This is a genomic window from Streptomyces sp. NPDC038280 (genome assembly GCF_055600045.1).
In genome coordinates this window covers 413,013-437,857 of the sequence record NZ_JBVJYZ010000002.1, presented here as the reverse complement: position 1 = coordinate 437,857, position 24,845 = coordinate 413,013, and the positions used below count along the sequence as shown (strand labels likewise).

22 protein-coding genes are annotated in these 24,845 nt (G+C 70.7%); 7 read left to right on the top strand and 15 right to left on the bottom strand.

Going from position 1 to position 24,845, the window contains the following annotated elements:
- Window positions 1–4 precede the first annotated feature (4 nt).
- Genes ACZ7J0_RS07095 through ACZ7J0_RS07085 form a run of 3 tightly spaced genes read right to left on the bottom strand, consistent with a single transcriptional unit; the run spans window position 5 to window position 2,684 of the window.
- Window positions 5–898: a metal ABC transporter permease gene (locus ACZ7J0_RS07095; protein WP_470884777.1), complete on the bottom strand. Its 894-nt coding sequence runs from the start codon at window positions 896–898 to the stop codon at window positions 5–7.
- A gap of 2 nt (window positions 899–900) precedes the next feature.
- A complete protein-coding gene (locus ACZ7J0_RS07090) occupies window positions 901–1,674 on the bottom strand; it encodes a metal ABC transporter ATP-binding protein (protein ID WP_470885167.1) in 774 nt (257 codons plus the stop codon).
- A gap of 23 nt (window positions 1,675–1,697) precedes the next feature.
- Window positions 1,698–2,684: a metal ABC transporter substrate-binding protein gene (locus ACZ7J0_RS07085; protein ID WP_470884775.1), complete on the bottom strand. Its 987-nt coding sequence runs from the start codon at window positions 2,682–2,684 to the stop codon at window positions 1,698–1,700.
- Between the two features lie 137 nt (window positions 2,685–2,821).
- On the opposite strand from ACZ7J0_RS07085, the gene ACZ7J0_RS07080 reads away from it, so the two are divergent.
- Complete coding sequence (locus ACZ7J0_RS07080) at window positions 2,822–4,204, top strand: glycine--tRNA ligase (RefSeq protein WP_468705694.1); 1,383 nt, start codon at window positions 2,822–2,824, stop codon at window positions 4,202–4,204.
- A gap of 80 nt (window positions 4,205–4,284) precedes the next feature.
- Here the strand turns inward: ACZ7J0_RS07080 and ACZ7J0_RS07075 are convergent, their stop codons facing one another.
- Together ACZ7J0_RS07075 and ACZ7J0_RS07070 are read right to left on the bottom strand one after the other, a co-directional pair.
- Complete coding sequence (locus ACZ7J0_RS07075; protein ID WP_470884773.1) at window positions 4,285–4,869, bottom strand: TetR/AcrR family transcriptional regulator; 585 nt, start codon at window positions 4,867–4,869, stop codon at window positions 4,285–4,287.
- A 32-nt stretch (window positions 4,870–4,901) separates the two neighbouring features.
- On the bottom strand, window positions 4,902–5,924 hold the full coding sequence (locus ACZ7J0_RS07070; protein ID WP_470884771.1) for an aldo/keto reductase: 1,023 nt from the start codon (window positions 5,922–5,924) through the stop codon (window positions 4,902–4,904).
- Between the two features lie 215 nt (window positions 5,925–6,139).
- On the opposite strand from ACZ7J0_RS07070, the gene ACZ7J0_RS07065 reads away from it, so the two are divergent.
- Window positions 6,140–6,340 carry a DUF6243 family protein gene (locus ACZ7J0_RS07065; protein WP_470884770.1) on the top strand — a complete coding sequence of 67 codons (201 nt, stop codon included), beginning with the start codon at window positions 6,140–6,142 and terminating at the stop codon, window positions 6,338–6,340.
- A gap of 279 nt (window positions 6,341–6,619) precedes the next feature.
- Here ACZ7J0_RS07065 and ACZ7J0_RS07060 read toward each other — a convergent pair whose 3' ends face one another.
- Window positions 6,620–8,044: an MFS transporter gene (locus ACZ7J0_RS07060; RefSeq protein WP_470884768.1), complete on the bottom strand. Its 1,425-nt coding sequence runs from the start codon at window positions 8,042–8,044 to the stop codon at window positions 6,620–6,622.
- A gap of 52 nt (window positions 8,045–8,096) precedes the next feature.
- Between ACZ7J0_RS07060 and dusB the strand changes: the two genes are divergently transcribed.
- From dusB to ACZ7J0_RS07045, 3 genes are all read left to right on the top strand, one after another.
- Entirely contained in the window at window positions 8,097–9,233 is a 1,137-nt protein-coding gene (gene dusB, locus ACZ7J0_RS07055; protein ID WP_470884766.1) for a tRNA dihydrouridine synthase DusB, read from the top strand.
- Between the two features lie 408 nt (window positions 9,234–9,641).
- Window positions 9,642–12,350: a pyruvate, phosphate dikinase gene (ppdK, locus tag ACZ7J0_RS07050; protein WP_470884764.1), complete on the top strand. Its 2,709-nt coding sequence runs from the start codon at window positions 9,642–9,644 to the stop codon at window positions 12,348–12,350.
- A 562-nt stretch (window positions 12,351–12,912) separates the two neighbouring features.
- Window positions 12,913–13,929, top strand: a complete 1,017-nt coding sequence (locus tag ACZ7J0_RS07045; protein ID WP_470884762.1) for an ArsR/SmtB family transcription factor — start codon at window positions 12,913–12,915, stop codon at window positions 13,927–13,929.
- Here the strand turns inward: ACZ7J0_RS07045 and ACZ7J0_RS07040 are convergent.
- The gene (locus ACZ7J0_RS07040) at window positions 13,899–15,053 is read right to left on the bottom strand and encodes an alkaline phosphatase PhoX (protein WP_470884760.1); all 1,155 of its coding nucleotides are present in this window, start codon (window positions 15,051–15,053) and stop codon (window positions 13,899–13,901) included. The two genes, ACZ7J0_RS07045 and ACZ7J0_RS07040, sit on opposite strands and share 31 nt — an antisense overlap.
- Before the next feature lie 402 nt (window positions 15,054–15,455).
- On the opposite strand from ACZ7J0_RS07040, the gene ACZ7J0_RS07035 reads away from it, so the two are divergent.
- Entirely contained in the window at window positions 15,456–15,860 is a 405-nt protein-coding gene (locus ACZ7J0_RS07035) for a VOC family protein (protein WP_470884759.1), read from the top strand.
- Here ACZ7J0_RS07035 and ACZ7J0_RS07030 read toward each other — a convergent pair whose 3' ends face one another.
- The 6 genes from ACZ7J0_RS07030 to ACZ7J0_RS07005 form a co-directional block, all read right to left on the bottom strand.
- Window positions 15,861–16,793 carry an oxidoreductase gene (locus ACZ7J0_RS07030; RefSeq protein ID WP_470884757.1) on the bottom strand — a complete coding sequence of 311 codons (933 nt, stop codon included), beginning with the start codon at window positions 16,791–16,793 and terminating at the stop codon, window positions 15,861–15,863.
- Between the two features lie 69 nt (window positions 16,794–16,862).
- On the bottom strand, window positions 16,863–17,648 hold the full coding sequence (locus ACZ7J0_RS07025) for an SDR family NAD(P)-dependent oxidoreductase (protein WP_470884755.1): 786 nt from the start codon (window positions 17,646–17,648) through the stop codon (window positions 16,863–16,865).
- 118 nt (window positions 17,649–17,766) lie between these two features.
- Window positions 17,767–18,351 (bottom strand): TetR/AcrR family transcriptional regulator, encoded by a 585-nt coding sequence (locus tag ACZ7J0_RS07020; RefSeq protein ID WP_470884753.1) that lies wholly within the window; start codon window positions 18,349–18,351, stop codon window positions 17,767–17,769.
- A 46-nt stretch (window positions 18,352–18,397) separates the two neighbouring features.
- Window positions 18,398–18,724, bottom strand: coding sequence for a nitrite reductase small subunit NirD (gene nirD, locus ACZ7J0_RS07015; RefSeq protein WP_470884751.1), 327 nt, complete (start codon window positions 18,722–18,724; stop codon window positions 18,398–18,400).
- Entirely contained in the window at window positions 18,721–21,258 is a 2,538-nt protein-coding gene (nirB, locus tag ACZ7J0_RS07010) for a nitrite reductase large subunit NirB (protein WP_470884750.1), read from the bottom strand. Before nirB ends, nirD begins: the two co-directional genes overlap by 4 nt.
- Before the next feature lies 1 nt (window position 21,259).
- Window positions 21,260–22,447, bottom strand: coding sequence for an NAD(P)/FAD-dependent oxidoreductase (locus tag ACZ7J0_RS07005; protein ID WP_470884748.1), 1,188 nt, complete (start codon window positions 22,445–22,447; stop codon window positions 21,260–21,262).
- A 224-nt stretch (window positions 22,448–22,671) separates the two neighbouring features.
- On the opposite strand from ACZ7J0_RS07005, the gene ACZ7J0_RS07000 reads away from it, so the two are divergent.
- A complete protein-coding gene (locus tag ACZ7J0_RS07000; protein ID WP_470884746.1) occupies window positions 22,672–23,448 on the top strand; it encodes a sulfite exporter TauE/SafE family protein in 777 nt (258 codons plus the stop codon).
- A 45-nt stretch (window positions 23,449–23,493) separates the two neighbouring features.
- Here ACZ7J0_RS07000 and ACZ7J0_RS06995 read toward each other — a convergent pair whose 3' ends face one another.
- Complete coding sequence (locus tag ACZ7J0_RS06995) at window positions 23,494–24,111, bottom strand: class F sortase (protein ID WP_470884744.1); 618 nt, start codon at window positions 24,109–24,111, stop codon at window positions 23,494–23,496.
- Between the two features lie 102 nt (window positions 24,112–24,213).
- Window positions 24,214–24,780, bottom strand: coding sequence for a hypothetical protein (locus ACZ7J0_RS06990; protein ID WP_470884742.1), 567 nt, complete (start codon window positions 24,778–24,780; stop codon window positions 24,214–24,216).
- Window positions 24,781–24,845 lie beyond the last annotated feature (65 nt).

Below are 24,845 nucleotides of genomic sequence, written 5' to 3'. Positions count from 1 at the left end.
CCGGTCAGGCCGCGATGTCGTCCTTCGTCGGGCGGGTTCCCGGGACCGCCAGGTCGCACGTCTCGGCGGCGGCCTCGACCGTGCGCGCGCGGCGCCTGGCGAGGGGCCCCGCGAGCGCGGTGAGGGCGATGAACACGGCGATGGCCAGCAGCACGATGGTCGCGCCCGGGGAGACGTCCTGGTAGTACGTCGTGACCGTGCCGGCCAGCGTGACGCCCGTACCGATCACCACGGACAGGACGAACGTGGCCCGGAAGCTGCGCGTCAGCTGCTGCGCCGCCGCGACCGGCACCACCATCAGCGCGCTCACCAGCAGCAGACCGACGACCCGCATCGCGACCGTCACCGTCACCGCTGCGGTGACGGCGATGAGCAGGTTGAGCGCCCGGACCGGCAGACCCGTGACCCGGGCGAACTCCTCGTCCTGGCTCACCGCGAAGAGCTGGCGGCGCAGCCCGATCGTGACGAGGACCACGAAGGCCGCCAGCACGCAGATCGCGGTGACGTCCTCGGTGGAGACCGTGGACAGCGAGCCGAAGAGGTACGAGAGCAGGTTCGCGTTCGAGCCGTTCGGCGACAGGTCCATCAGCAGGACACCGCCGGCCATGCCGCCGTAGAAGAGCAGCGCCAACGCGATGTCGCCGCGGGTCCGTCCGTACGCCCGGATCAGCTCCATGGCGACCGCGCCGGCGACCGAGACGGCCGTGGCCATCCACACGGGGCTGGCCGACAGCAGGAAGCCGAGGCCGACGCCCGTCATGGCGACATGGCCGATGCCGTCGCCCATCAGCGCCTGACGGCGCTGCACCAGGAAGATGCCGACGGCGGGCGCGGTGATGCCGACGAGTACGGCCGCGAGGAGCGCCCGCTGCATGAAGGCAGGCTCGAGGAATTCCATGATCAGGTCAGCAGTCCCGTGCGGAGCGGCTCGTCGGCCGCGTGCGGATGTACGTGGTCGTGGCCCGGCAGCGCGTGCTGGCCGACGGCCTTGGGCGGGGGGCCGTCATGGACGACGCAGCCGTCCCGCAGCACCACCGCGCGGCTGATCAGCGGCTCCAGGGGGCCCAGCTCGTGCAGGACGAGCAGCACGGTCGCGCCGCCCGCGACCTGCTCGCGCAGGGTGTCCGCGAGGATCTCCTGGCTGGCGAGGTCGACGCCGGCCATCGGCTCGTCCATGATCAGCAGCTCGGGGTCGGAGGCGAGCGCGCGGGCGATCAGGACCCGCTGGTGCTGGCCGCCGGAGAGCGCGCCCACGGAGTCCTTGGCGCGGTCGGTGAGGCCGACGAGCGCGATGGCGCGGTCGACGGCGGCCCGGTCCGCCCTGGACATCGGGCCGAACTTCCTGCGGGAGAGCCGGCCCGAGGAGACGACCTCGCGCACGGTGGCGGGGACGCCGGAGGCGGCGGTGGTCCGCTGGGGCACGTACCCGACGCGCGTCCAGTCGCGGAAGCGCCGCAGCTCGGTGCCGAAGAGGGAGATGGCGCCGCCGGTCAGCGGGACCTGCCCGATGACGGACCGGACGGCGGTCGACTTGCCGGAACCGTTGGCGCCGAGCAGGGCGACGACCTCGCCGCGCCGGACGGTGAGATCGATGCCGCGCAGGACGGGGCGCGAGCCGAGCGCCGCCGTGGCTCCACGGACGGATATGACGGGCTCCATGGGCTGCGCCTCCATTGCCTGGGTCGCTGATGTGCGGGTCACTTCGCGCCGAGGGCCTTCTTCAGCGCGGCGAGATTGGACCGCATGACCTCGATGTAGTCATCGCCCCTGGACGTGTCCGTGATTCCCTCCAGCGGGTCCAGGACGTCGGTCTTCAGACCGGTGTCCTTGGCGAGGGTCTTGGCGGTCTTGTCGCTGGCGAGGGTCTCGAAGAAGACTGTGGTGACCTTGTCCTTCTCCGTTATGTCCTGGAGTTCCTTGATCCGTGCGGGGCTGGGCTCGGCCTCCGGGTCCACCCCGGAGATGCCTTCCTGGTCCAGGCCGTACCGCTCGGCGAGGTAGCCGAAGGCGGCGTGGGTGGTGATGAAGGTCTTGGTCGCCGTGTTCTTCAGGCCCTGCTCGAAGGAGGTGTGCAGGGCGCCGAGCCTGGTGACCAGCTCGGCGGTGTTCTTCTTGTAGGCCGCCGCGTGGGAGGGGTCGGCCTTCTCCAGGGAGGCGCCGACGCCCTTGGCGACCTCGGAGTACTTCACCGGGTCCAGCCAGATGTGCGGATCGGCGCCGGCCTCGCTCTCGTGGCCGTGCTCCTCGCCCTTGTGTTCCTCGGTCCCGTGGCCGTGGTCGTGGTCGTGGCCGACCCCGGTTCCGTGGCTCTCCAGAGTGGTGAGGGTCCCGGCATCGACGGTCTGCTTCACGTCGGCCTGCTTGATCGCCTCGTCCACCGCGGGCTGCACGCCCTTGAGGTAGAGGATGTAGTCCGCCTCGCCGAGCTCGCCGATCTGCCTCGGCTTGAGCTCCAGGTCGTGCGGCTCGGTACCGGGCTTGGTCAGAGTGGTGACCGAGACGTGTTCCCCCCCGATCTGCTCGGCGAGATACTGCAGGGGATAGAAGGACGCCACCACGCTCAGCTTGCCGTCGCTCTTCCCGTCGGCGGCGCCGGAGGCCCCGGAGCAGGCGGACAGGGAGAGAAGACCGAGGCAGACGGCCCCGGCGACGGCGGTGGTGGGTATGAGGCGGCGTACGTTCATGACACTCATTTTCAACAAAAGTGGAAACGATTGTCAACAAAGCTGCTCGGCGGCCGCCCCCCGCCCACCGATTTGATCCGGAGGGTGCCGCCGCCGGTAATCTGACTCCAATTCGTCCTCGTAATGAAGAGAGCACCGTGGCCGCCGACAAGATCGACACCATCGTCAGCCTGAGCAAGCGCCGTGGCTTCGTCTACCCGTGCAGCGAGATCTACGGCGGTTCCAAGGCCGCCTGGGACTACGGACCGCTGGGTGTCGAGCTCAAGGAGAACATCAAGCGCCAGTGGTGGCGCGCGATGGTCACCGCGCGCGAGGACGTCGTCGGCATCGACTCCTCGGTGATCCTGGCGCCCGAGGTCTGGGAGGCGTCCGGTCACGTCGCCACCTTCTCCGACCCGCTCACGGAGTGCACCTCCTGTCACAAGCGTTACCGCGCGGACCACTTGATCGAGGCGTACGAGGCCAAGCACGGCAAGGAGCCGGCCAACGGCCTCGCCGACATCAACTGCCCCAACTGCGGCAACAAGGGCCAGTTCACCGAGCCCAAGCAGTTCTCCGGCATGCTCGCCACGCACCTCGGCCCGACCCAGGACGCCGGCTCCCAGGCGTACCTGCGCCCGGAGACCGCGCAGGGCATCTTCACCAACTTCGCCCAGGTGCAGCAGACCTCGCGCAAGAAGCCGCCGTTCGGCATCGCGCAGATGGGCAAGTCCTTCCGGAACGAGATCACTCCGGGCAACTTCATCTTCCGTACCCGCGAGTTCGAGCAGATGGAGATGGAGTTCTTCGTCAAGCCGGGCGAGGACGAGCAGTGGCACGAGTACTGGATGGAGCAGCGCTGGAACTGGTACCGCGACCTCGGCATCCGCGAGGAGAACATCCGCTGGTACGAGCACCCCAAGGACAAGCTGTCCCACTACTCGAAGCGCACCGCCGACATCGAGTACCGCTTCAACTTCGGTGGCAGTGAGTTCTCCGAGCTGGAGGGTGTGGCCAACCGCACCGACTTCGACCTGAAGGCGCACTCCGCGGCCTCCGGCCAGGACCTGTCCTACTTCGACCAGGAGGCCGGCGAGCGCTGGACTCCGTACGTCATCGAGCCGGCGGCCGGCGTCAACCGCGCCATGCTCGCCTTCATGCTCGACGCGTACATCGAGGACGAGGCGCCCAACGCCAAGGGCGTCATGGAGAAGCGCACCGTGATGCGTCTCGACCCGCGCCTCGCGCCGGTGAAGGTCGCCGTGCTGCCCCTGTCCCGCAACCCGCAGCTGTCGCCGAAGGCCAAGGGCCTGGCGACCGACCTGCGCAAGAACTGGAACATCGAGTTCGACGACGCCGGCGCCATCGGCCGCCGCTACCGCCGCCAGGACGAGATCGGCACGCCGTTCTGCGTGACCGTCGACTTCGACACCCTCGACGACGACGCGGTGACCGTGCGCGAGCGCGACACCATGAAGCAGGAGCGCGTCTCGCTGGACCAGATCCAGTCCTACCTGGGCGGCCGTCTCCTCGGTTGCTAGGCCTCACGCCGAAGGCCCCGGTTCCGCAGTGGCGGAACCGGGGCCTTCGGCATTTCCGGCAGGTCGTGCGGCGGGCGGGGCTATGCGCGCAGGCCGCGCAGCAGCAGCGCCACCACCGCGTCGAACTCGGCGTCGACAGTGGGGCTGCTCCACTCCGGCGCGTACGCCGGGTCGTGGAAGCGGGCGGTCGCGTCGAAGACGGCGCGGGCGGTGCTCCCCGTGTCCGCCGGCGCGAAGTCCCCGGCGCCGACCCCCTCGTCGAGGATCTGCCGGACCTGACCGACGAGCGCGCCGATGTGGGCGTCCACGACTCCGCTGTTCTCGTCGATCAGCACGCCGTACGTGGCGAACAGCTCGGGGTCGTCCAGGGCCTTGTGGCGCTTGGACGCGAAGAGCGCGGCGAGCCAGTCGCCCAGCTTGCCGGGCGCCGGACGGCCCTGGGCCCCGGTGATCTGGGAGAGCGCGCCCTCGGAGCGGGCCAGCCAGCGCTCGGTGACGGCCTCGCGCAGCGCCGCCTTGGTGCGGAAGTGCCGGTAGACACTGCCGTGGCTGACGCCCAGCGCCCGGGCCACGTCGACGACCGTGGCCTTCGCCGGGCCGTAGCGCCGCAGCACCTCCTCGGTGGCTTCGAGGATGCGGTCGGCGGTCAGCGGCTCGGTGCTCATAACCAGTGAAGGTACCCGCCTGTGCGGACGGCTCAGCGCTCGCTGTCGAGGTGGGCCATCTGAGCGGCCGGGTAGCGCTCGCCCGCCGCGGCGTCCGCGGGGACGGCCTGCTCGATGGCGGCCAGGTCGTCGGCGTCGAGGGTCAGGTCGAAGGCGCCGAGGGCCTCGGAGAGGCGGTCGCGGCGGCGGGCGCCGACCAGCGGGACGATGTCGGTGCCCTGGGCGAGCACCCAGGCGATGGCGATCTGGGCGACCGTGGCGCCCTTGCGCTCCGCGAGCTCCCGGAGCCGGTCCACCAGGGCCAGGTTGTGCTGGAGGTTCTCGCCCTGGAAGCGGGGGCTCATCCCGCGGAAGTCATGGGCGGCCAGCTCCCGGTCGCGGGTGAAGTGGCCGCTGATCAGACCGCGCGAGAGCACGCCGTACGCGGTGATGCCGATGCCGAGCTCGCGGGCGGCCGGCAGGATCTCGTCCTCGATCCCGCGCGAGATCAGGGAGTACTCGATCTGGAGATCGGCGATCGGGGCGACCGCCGCGGCCCGGCGCAGGGTGTCCGCGCCGACCTCCGAGAGGCCGATGTGGCGGACATGGCCGGCCTCGACCAGCTCGGCGATGGCGCCGACCGTCTCCTCGATCGGGACGTCGGGGTCGACGCGGGCGATCCGGTAGATGTCGATGTGGTCGGTGCCGAGGCGCTGGAGCGAGTACGCGGCGAAGTTCTTGATCGCGGCCGGGCGGCCGTCGTAGCCGGTGAAGCCGCCCTCGACCGTGCGCAGGGCGCCGAACTTGACGCTGGTCAAGGCGTGTTCGCGCAGGCCGGCCGGGGCGGTGCGGAGCGCTTCGTTGATCAGCAGCTCGTTGTGGCCCATGCCGTAGAAGTCGCCGGTGTCGAGGAGCGTGATTCCCGCGTCGAGCGCGGCGTGGATGGTCGCGAGGGACTCGGCGCGGTCGCTGTCGCCGTAGAGCGCGGACATGCCCATGCAGCCGAGGCCGAGCGCGGAGACGAGGGGGCCGGTGGCGCCGAGCGGGCGGGTGGGGAAGGGGGTGGTCGTCGTCATGACGCCAACTATGGCATGTCGAATGACAGATTTCAATATCTGTCATTCGGTGCGCGGTGCGGTGGAAATCGTGTGCCGGGGTGCCGGAAAGCGGGGTACGGTCACGGGCATGTTCTCGTTCTTCCAGATCTACGAGTGAGAGTGCGGCGGGCCTCGCCCCCGCCTCCCGACCACGCGATTGCCGGATCACTTCTCACCAGGAATGGGAGACCCCCATGGCCAAGAGCCGTAACAACCTCCTCGGCGTAGGCGGACAGCGCAAGAAGCTCTCCCGCGCCGACCGGCAGGGCAACGGCCCCGCGCGGAACGCCGACCGCAAATCGGCGGCGGAGCAGAAGTTGGAGCTCGTCCGCAAGATGCGCGAGCGCGCGCAGGGCGCCGAAGGCGCGGAAGACACCGACAACGCCGCCGAATAGCCGTGCGAGCGGGCGCGACCACGTGAACGGCTGAGGCTGCCGCCCGTCACCACAGCGCGGGGCCCGGGTCACCTTCGTGACCCGGGCCCCGCCTGTGCGCAGGTCGCCGCAGCCCATCACCCTCGGCAGCCGCAGACCCGGCAACCCGGTCGCGGCCCCCGCCGCCGGCCGGTCCCCGCGATGTCCGCCGCGACGAGGACACCGCCGAGGATCCGGCCGGCGACCATGGAAGTCCGGCCGTGTCCCCGTGCACGGCGCGTGGCCCTGCGCCCGGTGGCTTCAGGCGCCGGCCCTCGCGGAGGTCTGAGCGCCGGCGGACTCCAGGCGGCCCGCGTTCCGCTCGGCGGTGCGGCGGGCCCAGGCTCCGCTGGTCAGCGCGCCGGCCAGCAGGACGCACAGGCCGCACCCGGTGATCACCCACCAGGCGGCCCGGCTCGCCTCGACGAAGCCCTCGACATGCGACGCGGGGCTCACTCCCGACGCCAGTACGGCCCCGACGACGGCGACGCCCAGGGTCGCCCCGATCTGGCGGCTGGTGGAGGCGACGGCGGCCGCCACGCCCGCCTGGGCGCGGGGCATCCCCGAGACGGCGGTGTTGGTGATGGGCGCGTTCACCATGCCGAAGCCGAGGCCGAACAGGACGTACCCGGTGAAGAGCAGCGGGGTGGACGCCTGCGCGTCGAGTACCGCGAAGACGAGCCCGCTCGCGGCCATGGCGATGCCCGCGACCAGCAGCGAGAGGCGGGGCCCGCGAGCGCCCACGAGCCGTCCGGACAGCGGCGCGCAGACGAGGGTCAGGCCCGCCATCGGCAGCATGTACAGCCCCGCCCGCAGGGCGGACAGGCCGCGGACGTCCTGTAGATAGAGCGTGTTCAGGAAGAGGAACCCGCTCAGCGCGGCGAACGCGCTCACCGCGATGACCGTGGCCCCGCTGAACGGCGCCGAGCGGAAGAAGCGCAGGTCGATCAGGGGCTCACGGCGCCTCGGCTCGTACAGGAGGAGGCCGGCGAGCGCGACGGCGGCCGGCGCGGCAGCGAGCGGACGCCGCTCGATGATCGCGTACGTGAGCGAGCCCAGGAAGACGATCACCAGGAGCTGGCCGATCGGGTCCATCCGGCGTGGCCTGGGCGCGCGGGACTCGGGGACGTACCGCAGGGTCAACAGCAGCGCGGCGAGACCGATGGGCAGATTGATCCAGAAGATCGAGCGCCAGCCGACCGACTCGACGAGGAGGCCGCCGACGAGTGGGCCCGCGGCCATGGAGATGCCGACGACACCGCCCCAGACGCCGATCGCGCGGGCCCGCTCGCGGGGTTCGGTGAAGGTGTTGGTGATGATCGACATGGCGACCGGGTTGAGCATGGACCCGCCGACGGCCTGGACCATGCGGAACGCGACGAGCGAGGTCAGATCGGGCGCGAGCGAGCAGAGCAGTGAGCCGAGGGTGAAGAGGACCAGGCCGGTGACGAAGACCTTGCGGCGACCGATGCGGTCGGCGGTCGAGCCGGCGAGCATCAACAGCGAGGCGAGGACCAGGGTGTAGGCGTCGATCGTCCACTGCAGCCCGGCGACGGTGGCATGCAGCTCCTTCTGGATGGAGGGGAGCGCGACATTGAGGACGGTGTTGTCCAGGCTGACGATCAGCAGGCTCATGCAGCAGATCACCAGGACCAGCACGCGCCGCCGGGATGTGAGCTCTGGCATACGTCGATAGTACGACTAACTAATGACTGCGGGTGTGCGCGACAATGGGGCAATGACCGCGTTCACTCCTCTCGCCATCGGCCCGCACACCGTGCAGCCGCCGGTGGTGCTCGCGCCCATGGCCGGCATCACCAACGCCCCCTTCCGCACTCTCTGCCGTGAGTTCAGTGGCGGCAAGGGGCTGTTCGTCAGCGAGATGATCACGACACGGGCGCTGGTCGAGCGCAATGAGAAGACCATGCAGCTGATCCACTTCGACGAGACGGAGACGCCTCGCTCGATCCAGCTGTACGGCGTGGACCCGGCCACGGTCGGCAAGGCCGTCCGCATGATCGTGGAAGAGGACCTGGCCGACCACATCGACCTGAACTTCGGCTGCCCGGTCCCGAAGGTGACCCGCAAGGGCGGCGGCTCCGCGTTGCCGTACAAGCGGCCGCTGCTGCGGGCGATCCTGCACGAGGCCGTCTCGGGCGCGGGCGACCTCCCGGTCACCATGAAGATGCGCAAGGGCATCGACGACGACCACATCACCTACCTCGACGCCGGGCGGATCGCCGTCGAGGAGGGCGTGACCGCGATCGCGCTGCACGGGCGGACGGCGGCGCAGCACTACGGCGGCACGGCGGACTGGGACGCGATCGCGCGTCTGAAGGAGCACGTGCCGGAGATCCCGGTGCTCGGCAACGGCGACATCTGGTCGGCCGACGACGCCCTGCGGATGATGCGCGAGACGGGCTGCGACGGCGTCGTCGTGGGACGCGGCTGCCTGGGGCGCCCGTGGCTGTTCGGCGACCTGGTGGCGGGCTTCGAGGGCACCGGCGCCTTCGCCGAGCCGACGCTGCGGGAGGTCGCGGACGTGATGATCCGGCACGCGACGCTGCTCGGCGAGTGGATCGGCGACGAGTCGCGCGGGGTCATCGACTTCCGTAAGCACGTGGCCTGGTACCTGAAGGGCTTCGCGGTCGGCTCGGAGATGCGCAAGCGGCTGGCGATCACCTCGTCGCTGGACGAGCTGAGCGCTCAGTTGAGCGAGCTCGACCTGGATCAGGCATGGCCGGTGGGCGCGGACGGCCCCCGGGGCCGTACCTCGGGCAACAACCGGGTCGTCCTGCCGGACGGCTGGCTGAAGGACCCCTACGACTGCTCCGGGGTCAGCGCGGACGCGGAACTGGACACGTCGGGCGGGTGAGCCCACATGGGCGAGGAGCCGCTCAGATGGTCCGGATGCTGGAATTCCGGCTGTGAGCGCGGCGTGATCCTCGCCACCCCTGATAGGAGGTGCGCTCAGATGAGCGGTTCAGAGGTGGCTGCAATTCTCAAAGGGTGGCACTGGGTGCCACCCTTTGTGCATTCAAGACTTGAACGCATAGCAGTAGTTGGGCGCTCGTATGAGCGCTTAGTCTTTAGTTTGAGTCAAAGAACCTTCGAGGAGTGAAGGGCTGAGCCGCCCCTGGGTTACCCCCTAGTCACTTTCGATCTGCTGGCGGACGGGTGGTTAAGGCCGTATGACGGGTAGGCGTACATACCCAGACGCCTTCGATCTGGGTATGTTCCTCGCCGTCAGGGCAGCCACCGAGTCCTCGAGGAGTCGAGACCCGTGTCGGAAAACAAAGATCAGAAGTTCGTGTACGACTTCACCGAGGGCAACAGGGACCTCAAGGACCTGCTCGGTGGCAAGGGCGCGAACCTCGCCGAGATGACCAACCTCGGCCTCCCGGTTCCTCCCGGCTTCACCATCACCACCGAGGCCTGCAAGGTCTACCTGGAGAGCGGCACCGAACCCGCCGCGCTGCGCGACGAGGTCAGCGCGCACCTCGACGCCCTCGAGCAGACCATGGGCAAGAAGCTCGGCCAGGCCGACAACCCGCTTCTCGTCTCGGTCCGCTCGGGCGCCAAGTTCTCCATGCCGGGCATGATGGACACCGTCCTCAACATCGGTCTGTCCGACGAGTCCGTGGCCGGACTCGCCCAGCAGGCCGGCGACGAGCGCTTCGCCTGGGACTCGTACCGCCGTCTGATCCAGATGTTCGGCAAGACGGTCCTCGGCGTCGACGGCGAGCTCTTCGAGGAGGCCCTCGAGGAGGCCAAGCAGGCCAAGGGTGTCGTCGTCGACACCGACCTCGCGGCCGCCGACCTCAAGAAGCTGGTCAAGCACTTCAAGAAGATCGTCTCCCGCGAGGCCGGGCGTGACTTCCCGCAGGACCCGCGCGAGCAGATGGACCTGGCCATCAAGGCCGTCTTCGACTCCTGGAACACCGACCGCGCCAAGCTCTACCGCCGCCAGGAGCGCATCCCCGGCGACCTGGGCACCGCCGTCAACGTCTGCTCCATGGTCTTCGGCAACCTCGGCCCCGACTCCGGCACCGGCGTCGCCTTCACCCGCGACCCCGCCTCCGGCCACCAGGGCGTCTACGGCGACTACCTGCAGAACGCGCAGGGCGAGGACGTCGTCGCCGGTATCCGCAACACCGTGCCGCTCGCGGACCTCGAGTCGATCGACAAGAAGTCCTACGACCAGCTGATGACGATCATGGAGACGCTGGAGACCCACTACAAGGATCTCTGCGACATCGAGTTCACCATCGAGCGCGGCCAGCTGTGGATGCTGCAGACCCGGGTCGGCAAGCGCACCGCCGGTGCCGCCTTCCGCATCGCCACCCAGCTCGTGGACCAGGGCCTGATCGACGAGGCCGAGGCCCTCCAGCGCGTCAACGGCGCGCAGCTCGCGCAGCTGATGTTCCCGCGCTTCGACGACAAGGCGAAGGCCGAGCTGCTGGGCCGCGGCATCGCCGCCTCGCCCGGCGCCGCCGTCGGCAAGGCCGTCTTCGACTCGTACACCGCCGTCAAGTGGTCCCGCTCGGGCGAGAAGGTCATCCTGATCCGCCGCGAGACCAACCCGGACGACCTGGACGGCATGATCGCCGCCGAGGGCATCCTGACCTCGCGCGGCGGCAAGACCTCGCACGCCGCCGTCGTCGCCCGCGGCATGGGCAAGACCTGTGTCTGCGGCGCCGAGGACCTCGAGGTGGACACCAAGCGCCGCCGGATGACCGTCAACGGGACCGTCATCGAGGAGGGCGACGTCGTCTCCATCGACGGCTCCACCGGCAAGGTGTACCGCGGTGAGGTCCCCGTCGTGCCGTCCCCGGTCGTCGAGTACTTCGAGGGCCGGATGCACGCCGGCGCCGACGACGCCGACGAGCTGGTCGCCGCCGTCCACCGGATCATGGCGTACGCGGACCGAGTACGCCGCCTGCGCGTACGCGCCAACGCCGACAACGCCGAGGACGCCTCGCGCGCCCGCCGCTTCGGCGCCCAGGGCATCGGCCTGTGCCGCACCGAGCACATGTTCCTCGGTGAGCGGCGCGAGATGGTCGAGCGTCTGATCCTCGCCGACACGGACGAGGAGCGCGAAGCGGCACTGAGTGCCCTGCTGCCGCTCCAGAAGAAGGACTTCGTCGAGCTGTTCGAGGCGATGGACGGCCTGCCCGTCACGGTCCGTCTCCTCGACCCGCCGCTGCACGAGTTCCTGCCCGACATCACCGAGCTGTCGGTCCGGGTCGCTCTCGCCGAGTCCCGCAAGGACGCCAACGAGAACGACCTGCGCCTCCTTCAGGCCGTGCACAAGCTGCACGAGCAGAACCCCATGCTGGGTCTGCGCGGTGTCCGCCTCGGTCTGGTCATCCCGGGCCTGTTCGCCATGCAGGTCCGCGCGATCGCCGAGGCCGCCGCCGAGCGGAAGAACGCCAAGGGGGACCCGCGCGCCGAGATCATGATTCCGCTCGTGGGCACGGTCCAGGAGCTGGAGATCGTCCGCGAGGAGGCCGACCAGGTCATCGCCGAGGTCGAGGCCGCGACCGGCACCGACCTGCGCCTGACCATCGGCACGATGATCGAGCTGCCCCGCGCCGCCCTGACCGCCGGTCAGATCGCCGAGGCCGCGCAGTTCTTCTCCTTCGGCACCAACGACCTCACCCAGACGGTGTGGGGCTTCTCGCGGGACGACGTGGAGGCCAGCTTCTTCACCGCGTACCTGGAGAAGGGCATCTTCGGGGTCTCGCCGTTCGAGACCATCGACAAGGACGGCGTCGGCTCGCTCGTCCGCAGCGCGGTGGAGGCCGGCCGGGCCACCCGGCCCGACCTGAAGCTCGGTGTCTGCGGCGAGCACGGCGGTGACCCGGAGTCGGTGCACTTCTTCCACGAGGTGGGTCTGGACTACGTCTCCTGCTCGCCGTTCCGCATCCCTGTGGCGCGCCTGGAGGCCGGCCGCGCGGCGGCCACCTCCACGGGCTCCGACAGCCGGTAGGGCCGAAGAGCCACTGAAGCACCGGAGCCGCCGTCCGTCCCCGACCCTCACCGATGGGCGGCGGCTCCGGGATGAAAGAGACGGGGCGGGACACCTTGTGCGGAGGTGTCCCGCCCCGTAGTCATTCGTCCGGTTTCAGAAATGTCAGTTCCTGTTCAGTCCCGGCCGGTTGAATTGTGGTCTGTTGAAGACCAGAAGATGTCCGTTGAACTCCGGACCATTTCTCGGGGGGTATTGGCGGAGGTCGATTTCCGCCATTCGTCCCGCAAAGAATGGTGGGGGCGCGGCCGCCGGATCCCCACCCGGCGGCCGCGCCCATTACCGCTGTCGGGCAAGTGAGCCGCAACCTTCGCCGACCGCCGCCGGACGCGCAAAGCCCCCCACGGTCTTCACGACGTCACCTCGGTCCTGAAGGTTTCCTGCCCGACGCCGTACAGCCTTTCGGTTTGCGCCCGTTCTCCGCGATGCGTTTCAACTGTGGCTGAAACACCCTGGTAACGTCCTGTGATGGCGTGCATACTCTTCGACGGGGGTGATTGCGGGTGCAACAGGTGGGGGTTCAATGCTTCGGATTCATTTCACTGGTGAAGACCTTGCCGGTGTCCGTATGGCCGCCCGGCCGGATGTGTTGTGGGAAACGATTCTCAGCTTTCACCGGCTAAGGGACCGGCGCGGTGCGATGGTGTTCGGGGAATGGCGCTCCGAAACCCGCACGCGGTTGAACGGTGAAACACGACTGCTCGGCGCACTCGTGCCGACGCGCGGCTATTTCCCCGACTTTCTGACACCGCCGGAGGGCGTCCTCGGCCTCGACGAGGGCCTCCAGGCGCTGCGGGCCACCCCACCGGCCCGGCTCCACGGCGAACTGACCCTGCTGGCCTCGGACCGCTCGGGAACGCGCGTCCTGCCCCCGCCGCTCTCCTCGCTCGCCGAGGGCTGCGCGGCGCCGCTGAGCCGCCTCCTGGGCGCGCTGCGCAGCTACCACCGGGCCGCCATCGAGCCGTACTGGCCCTACATCCAGGCGCGCGTGGACGCGGACCGGGCCGTCCGGGGCCGGGCCGTCCTGGACGGCGGCGCCGACGAACTGCTGGCCTCGCTCCCGCCGATGCTCCGCTGGCACGCCCCCGTCCTGGAGGCGGACTATCCCGTCGACCGCGACATCCATCTGGAGGGGCGCGGGCTGCTGCTCCAGCCCTCGTACTTCTGCCGGGGCACGCCGGTGATGTACCGCAACCCGGAGCTCCAGCCGGTCCTGGTCTATCCGATCACCCACACCGACGCCCCGGTGTGCAGCGAGCCGGGCGGCCCCTCCCTCGGCAAGCTGGTCGGCCACACCCGCTCCGCCGTGCTCCACGCCATCGGCGGCGGCGGCACGACCAGCGAACTGGCCCGCAGGGCAGGGGTGTCGCTCGCCTCGGCGAGCCAGCACGCCGGGGTGCTGCGCGACGCCGGCCTGGTGGTCACCCTGCGGCACGGCAACTCGGTCCTGCACACGCTGACCCCGCTGGGCACCGCCCTGCTCGGGGCGGGCGCCCAGCGGGACCCCTGTTACGCGCGGAACGGCCCGGTCACCTCGTAGGTGATGCCGCCGGACGAACTGCCGCTGGTGCCACGCTGGCTGGAGAAGTACAGCCGGTTGCCGGCCGGCGAGAAGGCCGGGCCGGTGATCTCGGAGCCGGACTGGCCGGTGATCCGGAGGAACGGCGCCACGATGTCGTCGGGCGTGATGACGCAGATCTCCATGTTGCCGCCGTCCTCGGCGACGAAGAGGTCACCGGAGGACGTGCCGGTGATGTTGTCGACGCCGGTGAGCGGAGCGGTTCCGGAGACCAGCGAGTCGTCGTAGGCCAGCTCGTAGGTGCTGTTCGAGAGGTTGACCTGCCAGACGCGGTTGTCGCCCTTGGTGGTGAACCAGACGGTGTTGTTCGCGTAGTAGCAGCCCTCGCCGCCGTTGAACCGCTTGGCGCCGGAGACCTGGTCGCGGGTGACGGTGGGGGAGCCGTCCGGATCCGGCACGGTCTGCCAGGTGAAGGAACCGGAGGTGCCGGTGCCCGCCTTGAGGACCTGGAGCGTGCCGGTGGACAGGTTGCCCCATGTGGTGGGGATGAACCGGTAGAAGCAGCCGTTCGTCTCGTCCTCGGTCAGGTAGATCACCTGACGGACGGGGTCGGCGGCGGCCGCCTCGTGCTTGAACTTGCCCATCGCGTCCCTGCGGGTGCTGGTGCCGCCCCACGGGTTGGTCTCGTGGACGGAGCCGAGGGACACCTCCTCGCACGACAGCCAGGTGTTCCACGGCGTGGCGCCGCCCGCGCAGTTCTGCCGGGTGCCCGAGAGGATGCGGTAGGCGCCGGTGATCGTTCCGGAGGAGTTGAACTTCACCGCGCTCGCGCCGCCGCCGGGGTTGATCTCCGAGTTGGAGACGTAGATCCAGCCGCTGCCGTCGGCGAAGCAGGCGCCGCCGTCAGGAGCGTTGTGCCAGGCGTACGAAGTGCCCGGGACCGTCTGGCCGGACCGGGCTATCACCCGGCTGGTGAACCCGCTCGGCAGCTGGATACCGTTCGCGTCCGCCGCGCCGAGCGCGCCGTACGGACCCGTTCCGGGCTGGGCGGGAGCCGCGAAGGCGGCCCCCCGCCACAAGGTGCCGCCGAAGGCGGCTGCCGACGTGCCGATGACCGCTCCGCGCAGGAAACTGCGTCGCTCCACGTCTCACTCCAGAGGGGGTGGTGACCGCCCCGCCGCACCGGTCGGCGGCGGGGTCGCGCGCTTCCGGAACCTAGGAGTACGGAATTGACGGTGCGGCAACAGCCGGTGAAGGGGAAGCGTCGGGTCGCCGTCGGCGCCGCGGGGCGGGTGCGCGAGGGGCCCCTGGCCGGTCAGGCCCCGCCCTCCAGCAGCGCCTCGAGGTCGGTGAGGCGCTCGCGCCAGAAGGTCTTGCAGGCCTGGACAGCGTCGGCGTCCGGGGGTTTGGTGCGGCCCCTCTCGCCCGCGGTGCACGATGGGGGCCGAGGCTACTCCCGAAAATTTCTTCCGCAGCGGCGATGAGTTTCGCCCACCACCCCTGTCTACCCCTCCGTAAGCGCGACGACAGCGACTGAGGAGAGCGGCATGAACCAGATGATCTTCGTGAACCTGCCGGTGAAGGACCTCGAGACCACCAGGAACTTCTGGAGCAAGCTCGGCTTCTCGTTCAACCCGCAGTTCTCCGACGAGAACGCCGCCTGCCTCGTGTTCAGCGACACCATCTTCGCGATGCTGCTGACCGAGAAGCGGTTCAAGGACTTCACCAAGAAGGAGATCGCCGACACGGCCACGACGACCGAGGCGATCCTCTGCCTCAGCGCCGAGAGCCGCGGAAAGGTCGACGAGCTCGCCGACGCGGCGCTCTCGGCCGGCGGGTCCACCGCCGGCGAAGCCATCGACGAGGGCTTCATGTACGGGCGATCCTTCCAGGACCCGGACGGCCACCACTGGGAGGTCATGTGGATGGACGCGGCGGCCGTCCAGGGCTGATCAGCCCTTGAGCCCCTCGTACGTCACGCCGGTGAGCTGCTCGGACGCGATCCAGAGCCGCTCGCCGGCGACGTCGTTCAGCGTCCACTTCGCCCGCCACGACGGCGCCGGCGCGCCCCTCCACATCAGGAACGACGGTCCGGTGAAGGAATCGGGCCGTACTCCCGGCGCGGTCGCCGCGTGCAGGGTCGGCAGCGCGCCCGACTCGGCCGGCTGGGCGACGGCCCTGTTGCCGAGTTCCACGATCCGCTCGACGGCCCTGCGGCCCTCCATCCGGACGCCGGCGGTCTGGAGGTTCGTCGCCGCGTAGCCGGGGTGGGCCGCCGCCGCGACCACGTCCGCCCCGGCCGCCCGCAGCCGCCGCGCCAGTTCGTGGGTGAAGAGCAGGTTGGCCGTCTTCGAGCGGCCGTAGGCGACCCAACGGCGGTAGCGCCGCTCGCTGTTGAGGTCGCCCATGTCGACGTTGGCCAGCGCGTGGAGCCCGCTGGACACAGTCACCACCCGGGCCCCCGCGGCGCCGAGGAGCCGGGGGAGCAGCAGCCCGGTGAGCGCGAAGTGCCCCAGGTGGTTCACGCCGAACTGCGTCTCGAAGCCGTCCGCCGTGCGTCCGTACGGCAGGGCCATCACGCCCGCGTTGTTGATGAGCAGATCGAGCCGCTCGTACGGGAACGAGCCCGCGAAGTCCCGGACGGAAGCCAGGTCCGCCAGATCCAGCTGCTTGAACTCCACCCGGGCGGTGGGGACGTCCCGGCGGAGGGCCGCCACGGCGGCGGTGCCCCGGGCCTCGCTCCGGCAGGCGAGCACGACCCTCGCCCCGCGCCGGGCGAGTTCGCGCGCGGTGACGAGCCCTATGCCGCTGTTGGCGCCGGTGACCACGGCGGTACGGTCGGCCTGGTCGGGGATCTTGCCTATGTGCCAGCCGGTCGTGGCCATGCGGACCTCCTCGTTCTTACTACCCAGTAGGAAAGAGCTCCGCACAGCCTACGGCCGCCCCCGCCGCCGTCAGGCAGAGACTCCGCCGTCGATCACCAGGTCCGTGCCGACCACCGACCCGGCGTCCTCCGACGCCAGATAGAGCACCGCGGCGGCGACCTCGTCGCCGGTCGAGATCCGTCCGAGCGGCGACTGGTCCTTCATCCGTACGGCGCGCTCGGCGTCCGTCTCGCCGGGCAGGAGCGACATCGACGAGTCGGCGGGGCCCGGGCTGACCGCGTTGATCCGGATACCGTCGGCGATGTGGTCGAGGGCGGCGGCGCGGGTGAGCGCGGAGACGGCGGCCTTGGAGACGGCATAGCCGGCGAGGCCCGGATGCCGGGTGTGGGCGCCGAGGTTGGAGGCGATGTTCACGATGGCGCCGCCGCCGTGGGACCGCATATGGGCGACCTCGGCCTGCAGGGACAGCAGGACACCGGTGACGTTGACGTCGAGGAGGGTCCGCCAGTCCTCCTCGGGGAGGTCGGCCACCGGCTGCCCGCCGCGGAAGACCCCGGCGTTGTTGACGGCGACATCGAGGCCGCCGAACCGCTCGGCGGTCCGTCGCACCAACTCCCGCGCGTCCCCGGAACGGGCCACGTCGGCGGTGAAAGCGGCAGCGGCGCCGCCCGCCTCCTCGATGAGGGCGACCGTCTCGGCAAGCGGCCCGGCGCTGCGACCGGCGACCGCGACCGACGCGCCCTCGGCGGCGAAGGACAGGGCGATCGCGCGGCCGAGGCCGCTGCCGCCGCCGGTGACGAGGACGGTCCTGCCCTGGAAGCGGGCGGCCGGGCGTGTGGATGTGCGTGCGGGCATGGTGACAACTCCCCGAATCAGGAGGGCCCTTGACAAGGCAGCCCCCTCTTATTTGACCGTACGTTCCAATATGAAGGCAGAAAGAAACGGCGCCGCAGCGCCGTTCCCGACAAGCCGTTCAGTCCAGCAGTTCCAGCGCCTGTTCCGCCGCCTCCCGCACCCGCGCCGGGTCCGTCGAGGCCTTGCCGACCAGCCGGATGCCCTGGAGGAGGACCAGCAGCATCCGGGCCAGCGCCTGCGGGTCGCGGCCCTCGGGCAGCTCGCCCCGGGCCCGGGCCCGGACGAGCGCCGAGTGCAGCAGGGTCTCGATCTGCTCCCAGCTCCGCTCCACCCGGCGGGCCGCGGTCGCGTCGTGCGGCCCCAGCTCCGCCGCCGTGTTGGTGATGAAGCAGCCGCTCAGGCGCAGGTCGTCGGCCGCGGCCTCGGCGGCGAACCGGCGCACCACCGCGCGTACGGCGGGCAGCGCCGGCCCCGGCCGGGACAGCTCCTCCATCAGCAGCGGATCGTTCAGCCGGAGGTAGCGGTCCATCGCCTTCAGATACAGCTCGTGCTTGTTGCCGAAGGTCGCGTAGATACTGGCGCGGCCGATCCCGAGGTGCTCGACGAGGTCCGACATCGTCGTCGCCTCGTACCCGCGCCGCCAGAACAGTTCGAGCGCTGACTGGAGCGCGGCGTCCGGATCGAATTCCTTGGTCCTGGCCACGCCGTGACTCTAGATCATATTGGAACGAGCGGTCAAGGAAGGGCGGTTATACCGTCCGCACCTCGAACACCTCGACCGAGACCTCCTCGTCGTCCAGGCATCTGCCCGTCTCCAGATCGAAGCGCTGCTTCAACAGCGGCGACGCCACGAACGGACGCCCCGACACCGAGCCGAGCAGTCCCCGCGAGAGCACCTGCGCGCCCGTGAACGGATCGCGGTTGTCGATCGCGTACGCCCGGCCCGACCGGTCCACGAAGAGCGCCGCCTGCCGCCCGTCCGGCAGCAGCGCCGCCACCCCGCGGCCCGGCGTCAGCCGGGACTCCTCGCAGACGGTGAGCCAGGCGTCGGAGGCGTGGGAGAGCTGAAGAGTCATCGCGCGGAAACCCCTTCCAGGGTGAGGATGGTGAGGTCGGGCTTGATCTGGTCGCGCTCCGGCACGAACCGGACCGACGGGTCCGGCGCGTCCGGCGCGTTGACGAAGGAGACGAAGCGGCGCAGCCGGTCCGGGTCGTCCAGGGTCTGCGCCCACTCGTCCTGGTAGCCGTCGACGTGCGCGGCCATCAGGGACTCCAGCTCGTCACAGAGCCCCAGGGAGTCGTGGACCACGACGTCCCGGAGGTGGTCCAGGCCGCCCTCCAGCCGCTCCAGCCAGGTGGAGGTGCGCTCCAGCCGGTCCGCCGTACGGATGTAGAACATCAGGAACCGGTCGATCAGCCGCACCAGTTCGGCGTCCGAGAGGTCCTGCGCGAGGAGGTCGGCGTGGCGCGGGGTCGCGCCGCCGTTGCCGCCGACGTACAGGTTCCAGCCGCTCGCCGTGGCGATCACGCCGAAGTCCTTGGACTGGGCCTCCGCGCACTCGCGGGCACAGCCGGAGACCGCCGACTTGAGCTTGTGCGGGGAACGCAGGCCCCGGTAGCGCAGCTCCAGATTGATCGCCATCTTCACCGAGTCCTGCACGCCGTAGCGGCACCAGGTCTGTCCCACACAGGACTTCACCGTCCGCAGGGACTTGCCGTACGCGTGGCCCGACTCGAAGCCGGCGTCCACCAGCCGCGTCCAGATCGCCGGCAGCTGCTCCACCCGGGCGCCGAACATGTCGATCCGCTGTCCGCCCGTGATCTTGGTGTAGAGGCCGAAGTCGCGGGCCACCTCGCCGATCACGATCAGCTTCTCCGGGGTGACCTCGCCGCCGGGGATGCGCGGCACCACCGAGTACGAGCCGTTGCGCTGCAGGTTCGCCAGGAAGTGGTCGTTGGTGTCCTGGAGCGAGGCCTGCTCGCCGTCGAGGATGTAGCCGTTGTTGAGGCTGGCCAGGATCGAGCCGACGGTCGGCTTGCAGACCTCGCAGCCCTCACCGCCGCGCGCCTCCGGCCGCCCGTGCGAGTCCAGGAGCGCGGCGAACGAGGTCAGCCGCAGCGTACGGGTGATCTCGTACAGCTCGGTGCGGGTGTACGAGAAGCAGGCGCAAAGACCGCTGTCGGCGGGCGCCGGGAGCAGCTGGCCGATCAGCTTCACGCAACTGCCGCAGCCCGTACCGGCCTTGGTGCACTTCTTCACCTCGGGCATCGAGGAGCAGGCCGTGATCGCCTTCTTGGTCACGTTGTGGCAGCTGCAGATCACCGCGTCGTCGGGCAGCGCGGACGGGCCGAGCGCCACGGGCGCTCCCGCGCCGGCCGGCAGCACCAGCTGCTCGGGGGAGACCGGCGGGACGGACCCGGTGAGCGGGCGCAGCATCCCGTACGAGTCGGCGTCACCGACCAGCACGCCGCCGAGCAGCACGCCGTCGCCGTCCACGACCAGCTTCTTGTAGATACCGGAGCGGGAGTCCGAGTAGACGACGTCCAGGCAGCCCTCCGCCGTGCCGTGCGCGTCACCGAACGACGCCACGTCCACGCCGAGCAGCTTCAGCTTCGTCGACATGTCGGCACCCGTGAAAGTGACATCAGCGGCTGCCGCCGCGGACTGCTCCCCGGCCGCGGCGATCGTCGCCGCGGCCGTCTGCGCCATCTCGTAGCCCGGCGCGACCAGGCCGTAGACCTTGCCGTCCGACGCCAGCGCGCACTCACCGATGGCGTACACCGCCGGGTCCGACGTACGGCACTGTTCGTCGATCGCGATACCGCCACGCTCGCCCACGGCGAGACCGCAGTCGCGGGCCAGCTGGTCCCGGGGCCGCACACCCGCCGAGAAGACGACCATGTCGGTCTCCAGCTCGGAGCCGTCCGACAGCCGCATCGCGGTGACCGTGCCGTCGGCGGTGAGGACCTCCTGGGTGCCGATGCCGGTGTGGACGGCCAGCCCCATCTGCTCGATCGTGCGCAGCAGCGCCGCGCCACCGCCCTCGTCGACCTGCACCGGCATCAGCCGGGGCGCGAACTCGACGACGTGCGTCTCCAGGCCGAGGCCCTTCAGGGCGCCCGCCGCCTCCAGGCCGAGCAGACCGCCGCCGACCACCGCGCCGACCTTCGACGTCTTCGCGAACTCCTCGATCGCGAGGAGGTCCTCGATCGTGCGGTAGACGAAACAGCCGCGCGCGTCCTTGCCGGGCACCGGCGGGACGAACGGGTACGAGCCGGTCGCCAGCACCAGCGTGTCGTAGGTGAAGGACCGCCCCGAGCGGGAGACGACCGTGCGGCTCTCCCGGTCGACGGTCTCGGCCGGGTCGTCCAGATACAGCTCGATCCCGTGCCGCTCCATGAAGCCGCCCTCGACCATCGAGAGGTCGTCCGGGGTCTTGCCGTCGAAGTACGAGGTCAGCTTGACCCGGTCGTACGCCGGGCGCGGCTCCTCGCAGAGCACCACGACACGGGCCCGCTCGGTGACACCGCGGTCCGCGAGGGCCTCCAGGAACCGCTGGCCGACCATCCCGTGGCCGACCAGGACGATGGTGGGGGTGTTCACGGTCATCTCAGGACCCTCCGTCATGGGTGAGCAGGTGGAGCAGGGGAGCTTCGGGCAGGGCCTCGTCGCCCTCCCAGGCCCGGGCGAGCGCCCCGACCGCGGCGAGATCGCCGAGAAGTACACCGCCGACCAGCCGGTCGCCACGGACGACGACCTTCCGGTAGGCGCGGCGGGTGGCGTCCGTCAGCTGGACGACGTCGTCGCCCGGCTGCGCCGTGGCCTCGCCGAACGCGGCGAGGTCCAGCGCCTCGGGCCCGCCGAGGGTGAGCCGGGTCAGCGCCCGGGTGCCGGCGTAGGCGGGGCCGCCGTTGCCGGTCAGTACGGAGACCAGCGCGTCGGCCTGTTCCAGCGCGGGGCCGGCCAGGCCGTAGACCCGGCCCTGGTGCTCCGCGCAGTCGCCGACGGCGTGGATGAAGGGGTCCGACGTACGCAGCTCGTCGTCGACGATCACGCCCGTGCGGACGTCGAGCCCCGCGTCCCGGGCGAGACCCACGCGGGGCCGTACCCCGCAGGCCAGGACGACGACCTGCGCGTCCAGGACGAAGCCGTCCGCCAGCTCCACGGCCGTGACCGCTCCGTCGCGCTGCCGCAGTCCGCTCACCCGGCACTCGGTGTGCACCTCGACGCCGAGCGATTCGACGTGGGAGCGCAGGAGGGCCGAGGCCTGCTCGTCCAGCTGGCGTTCCATCAGCCGCTCGCCCTGCTGCGTCAGCACGACCTCCGCGCCGCGCGCCGCCAGCGCCCGGGCGGCGGACACCCCGAGCAGACCGCCGCCGACCACGACCGCCCGCACCCCGGGGCGCACCAGCGCCCGGAGCTCCAGACAGTCGTCGAGCGTGCGGAACGGATGGACCCCCTCGGGCAGCCTGCTGCCGCGCAGACCGCGCAGCGGCGGCAGCACCGGGTTGGAACCCGTCGCCAGGACCAGCCGGTCGTAGCCGACCGTGCTGCCGTCGGCGCAGTGCACCACCCGGGCCTCCCGGTCGATGCGCTCGGCCCGCACGCCGTGCCGTACCGGCTCCAGGGGCGCCGGCAGGGCGATCACCTCCGGCGCGTACCGCCCGGCCAGGACGTCGGCGAGCAGCACCCTGTTGTAGGGCGCGTGCGGCTCTTCGCCGAGGAGGGTGACCGGCAGGCGCTGGGCGAGCCGGGCGCCCGCCGTCCCGCCGCCGACCACCACGATCCGTGTACTCATACCCGCAGCGTGCGGGGTCGGTGTTACCCGACGGCATCCCGTCTGTTTCCCGTACGGAACGCTGACCTCAGCCGCCGTCCATCCGGGATGTGAGGGAAAGCGACCGGGCAGCGCTGCCCGGGACCGCTCCGGCCGCCGCGACGGGGCTCCGCAACCTCAGGGGTACCTCAACTCTCACCGAGATCGATGGACGGCACACTCATCGCCTCCCTAGGCTCGCGGTCATGCCCGACATATCGCTGACCACCCTCGTCCTGCTGTGTCTCGCCGCCCTCGTGGCCGGCTGGATCGACGCGGTGGTCGGCGGCGGCGGGCTGCTCCTGCTGCCCGCGCTGCTGCTCGGGATGCCGCATGTGCCGGCCGCCCAGATCCTGGGCACCAACAAGGCCGTGTCCATCGTCGGTACGTCCGGTGCCGCCGTCACCTATGTGCGCAAGGCGCCCGTCCAGGTGGGGACGGCGGTACGGATCGGTCTCGCCGCGCTCGCCGGGTCCATGGCGGGGGCCTTCTTCGCGGCCGGGATCAGCAGCGAGGTGCTGCGGCCGGTCATCATGGTCGTCCTGCTGGGCGTGGCCGCGTTCGTGCTGCTGCGGCCGTCCTTCGGGACCGGCGAGGACAAGGGCCCGGCGACCCGGGCCCGGGTGGTCGCCGCGATCGTCCTGGTCGGCGGGGGCATCGGTTTCTACGACGGCCTCGTCGGCCCCGGGACCGGCACCTTCCTGGTCCTCGCGCTGACCGCCGTGCTCCATCTCGACCTGGTGACCGCCTCCGCGACCGCCAAGATCGTCAATGTGTGCACCAACGCGGGGGCGCTGGCGATGTTTGCGTACCAGGGGACCGTGCTCTGGCAGGCGGCGGCGGTGATGGCGGTCTTCAACCTGACCGGCGGGATGATCGGCGCGCGCATGGCCCTGCGCAAGGGCGCGGAGTTCGTGCGCGGGGTCCTGCTGTTCGTGGTCTTCTCGCTGGTCGCGAAGCTCGCCTTCGACCAGTGGGCGTAGGGGCGGGGCACAGGGCAGGCGCACGCGTGCGGCCCGGGTCGTGTCCTAGCGCACTCCGATGAGGTGCGCGAAGGCCACGACGTTGCCCTGGTAGCCGGACTTCTTGGAGAAGCCGCCGCCGCAGGTGATCACCCGTAGCTCCGCGCGGTCGGCCTGTCCGTACACCTTCTCGTCCGGGAAGGCGTCGTTCTCGTACACCTCGACGGCGTCGATGGTGAAGACGGCGGTGCGGCCGTCGACACGGTCCACTTCGATGCGGTTGCCCTTCTGCAGCGCCCCGAGCGCGTAGAAGACGGCGGGGCCCCGGGCGTTGTCGACATGGCCCGCGACGATCGCCGTGCCCTTGGCGCCGGGTGGGGTGCCGTCCTTGTACCAGCCCGCCAGATTGCGGTTGCCGGCCGGCGGCACCTCCAGCCGGCTGTTCCTGTCGAGGCCCAGGCGCATCACCGGCGCGTCCACGTCGATCTTCGGGATGCGGAGCCGGTACGGCGGCGACGGAGGCAGCGGGTCGGCGGCCGCCTCCGTGTGCAGTTCCGGGCCGGCCGCGAACGCCTGGGCGGCGGACGGGACGGGCGGGGTCACGTCGTGGGAGCCGTTCTGGACCAGCCAGAGACCGACGCAGACGGCGGCCGCTATGCCCCAGCCCTTGTTCTTGGTGGTCACGGTCGGGGTCCTTTGGAGGTGATCAGGGTGTGGCCCCGCCCCCGCCGGGCCGGGGGGCGCGCAGCGGGGGCGGGGCGGCGATACGCGGGACGGCCGTCCCGGCTAGCGGCCCTGCGCGCCGCTCGCCCGGCGGCGCAGAAGCCACGTACCGCCAACGGCGGCAGCGGCCAATACGGCCGCGCCCGCCGCGATCTGGGTGGTGTCCGGACCGACGCTGCCGCCGACTCCGGTACTCACATGTCCGCTGGGGCCGTGATGGCGCACCACCAGCTCGCCGCTCGCCCGCTTGCCGTTGTCGCACTCGACGGTGATGCGGTGGGTGCCGCCCTCGGCGTGGTGCGGGACCGTGAACTGGCCGGCCACGACCTCCTTGTGCATGCTCGACGACAGCTGGAACCGGCCCGCGTCGAGGCCGTGGACCTCACCCACGCCATGGCCGTTCTTGCCGCAGGCGGTGGTGTTCACGGTGACGCGCGTGCCCGGGGAGGCGGTCGAGGGGAAGACCTCGAGACCCTCGTGTCTCCCGGTGCGGTCCTCCGCCTCGTGGTTCCCGGTGCGGTCCTCCTCGTGGTCTCCGGCGTACGCGACGGGCGCGGCGACCGCGACCAGGGCGCAGAACGGTAGGAGCGCCGACGCGGTACCGGTCAGCAGGCGGGCGGTGGTGCGCATGGAATCCTCCGGGGCGCGCGTTTTCGGGCGGTGTCCTCATCACGAGATAAGGCCCGACGCGGCGC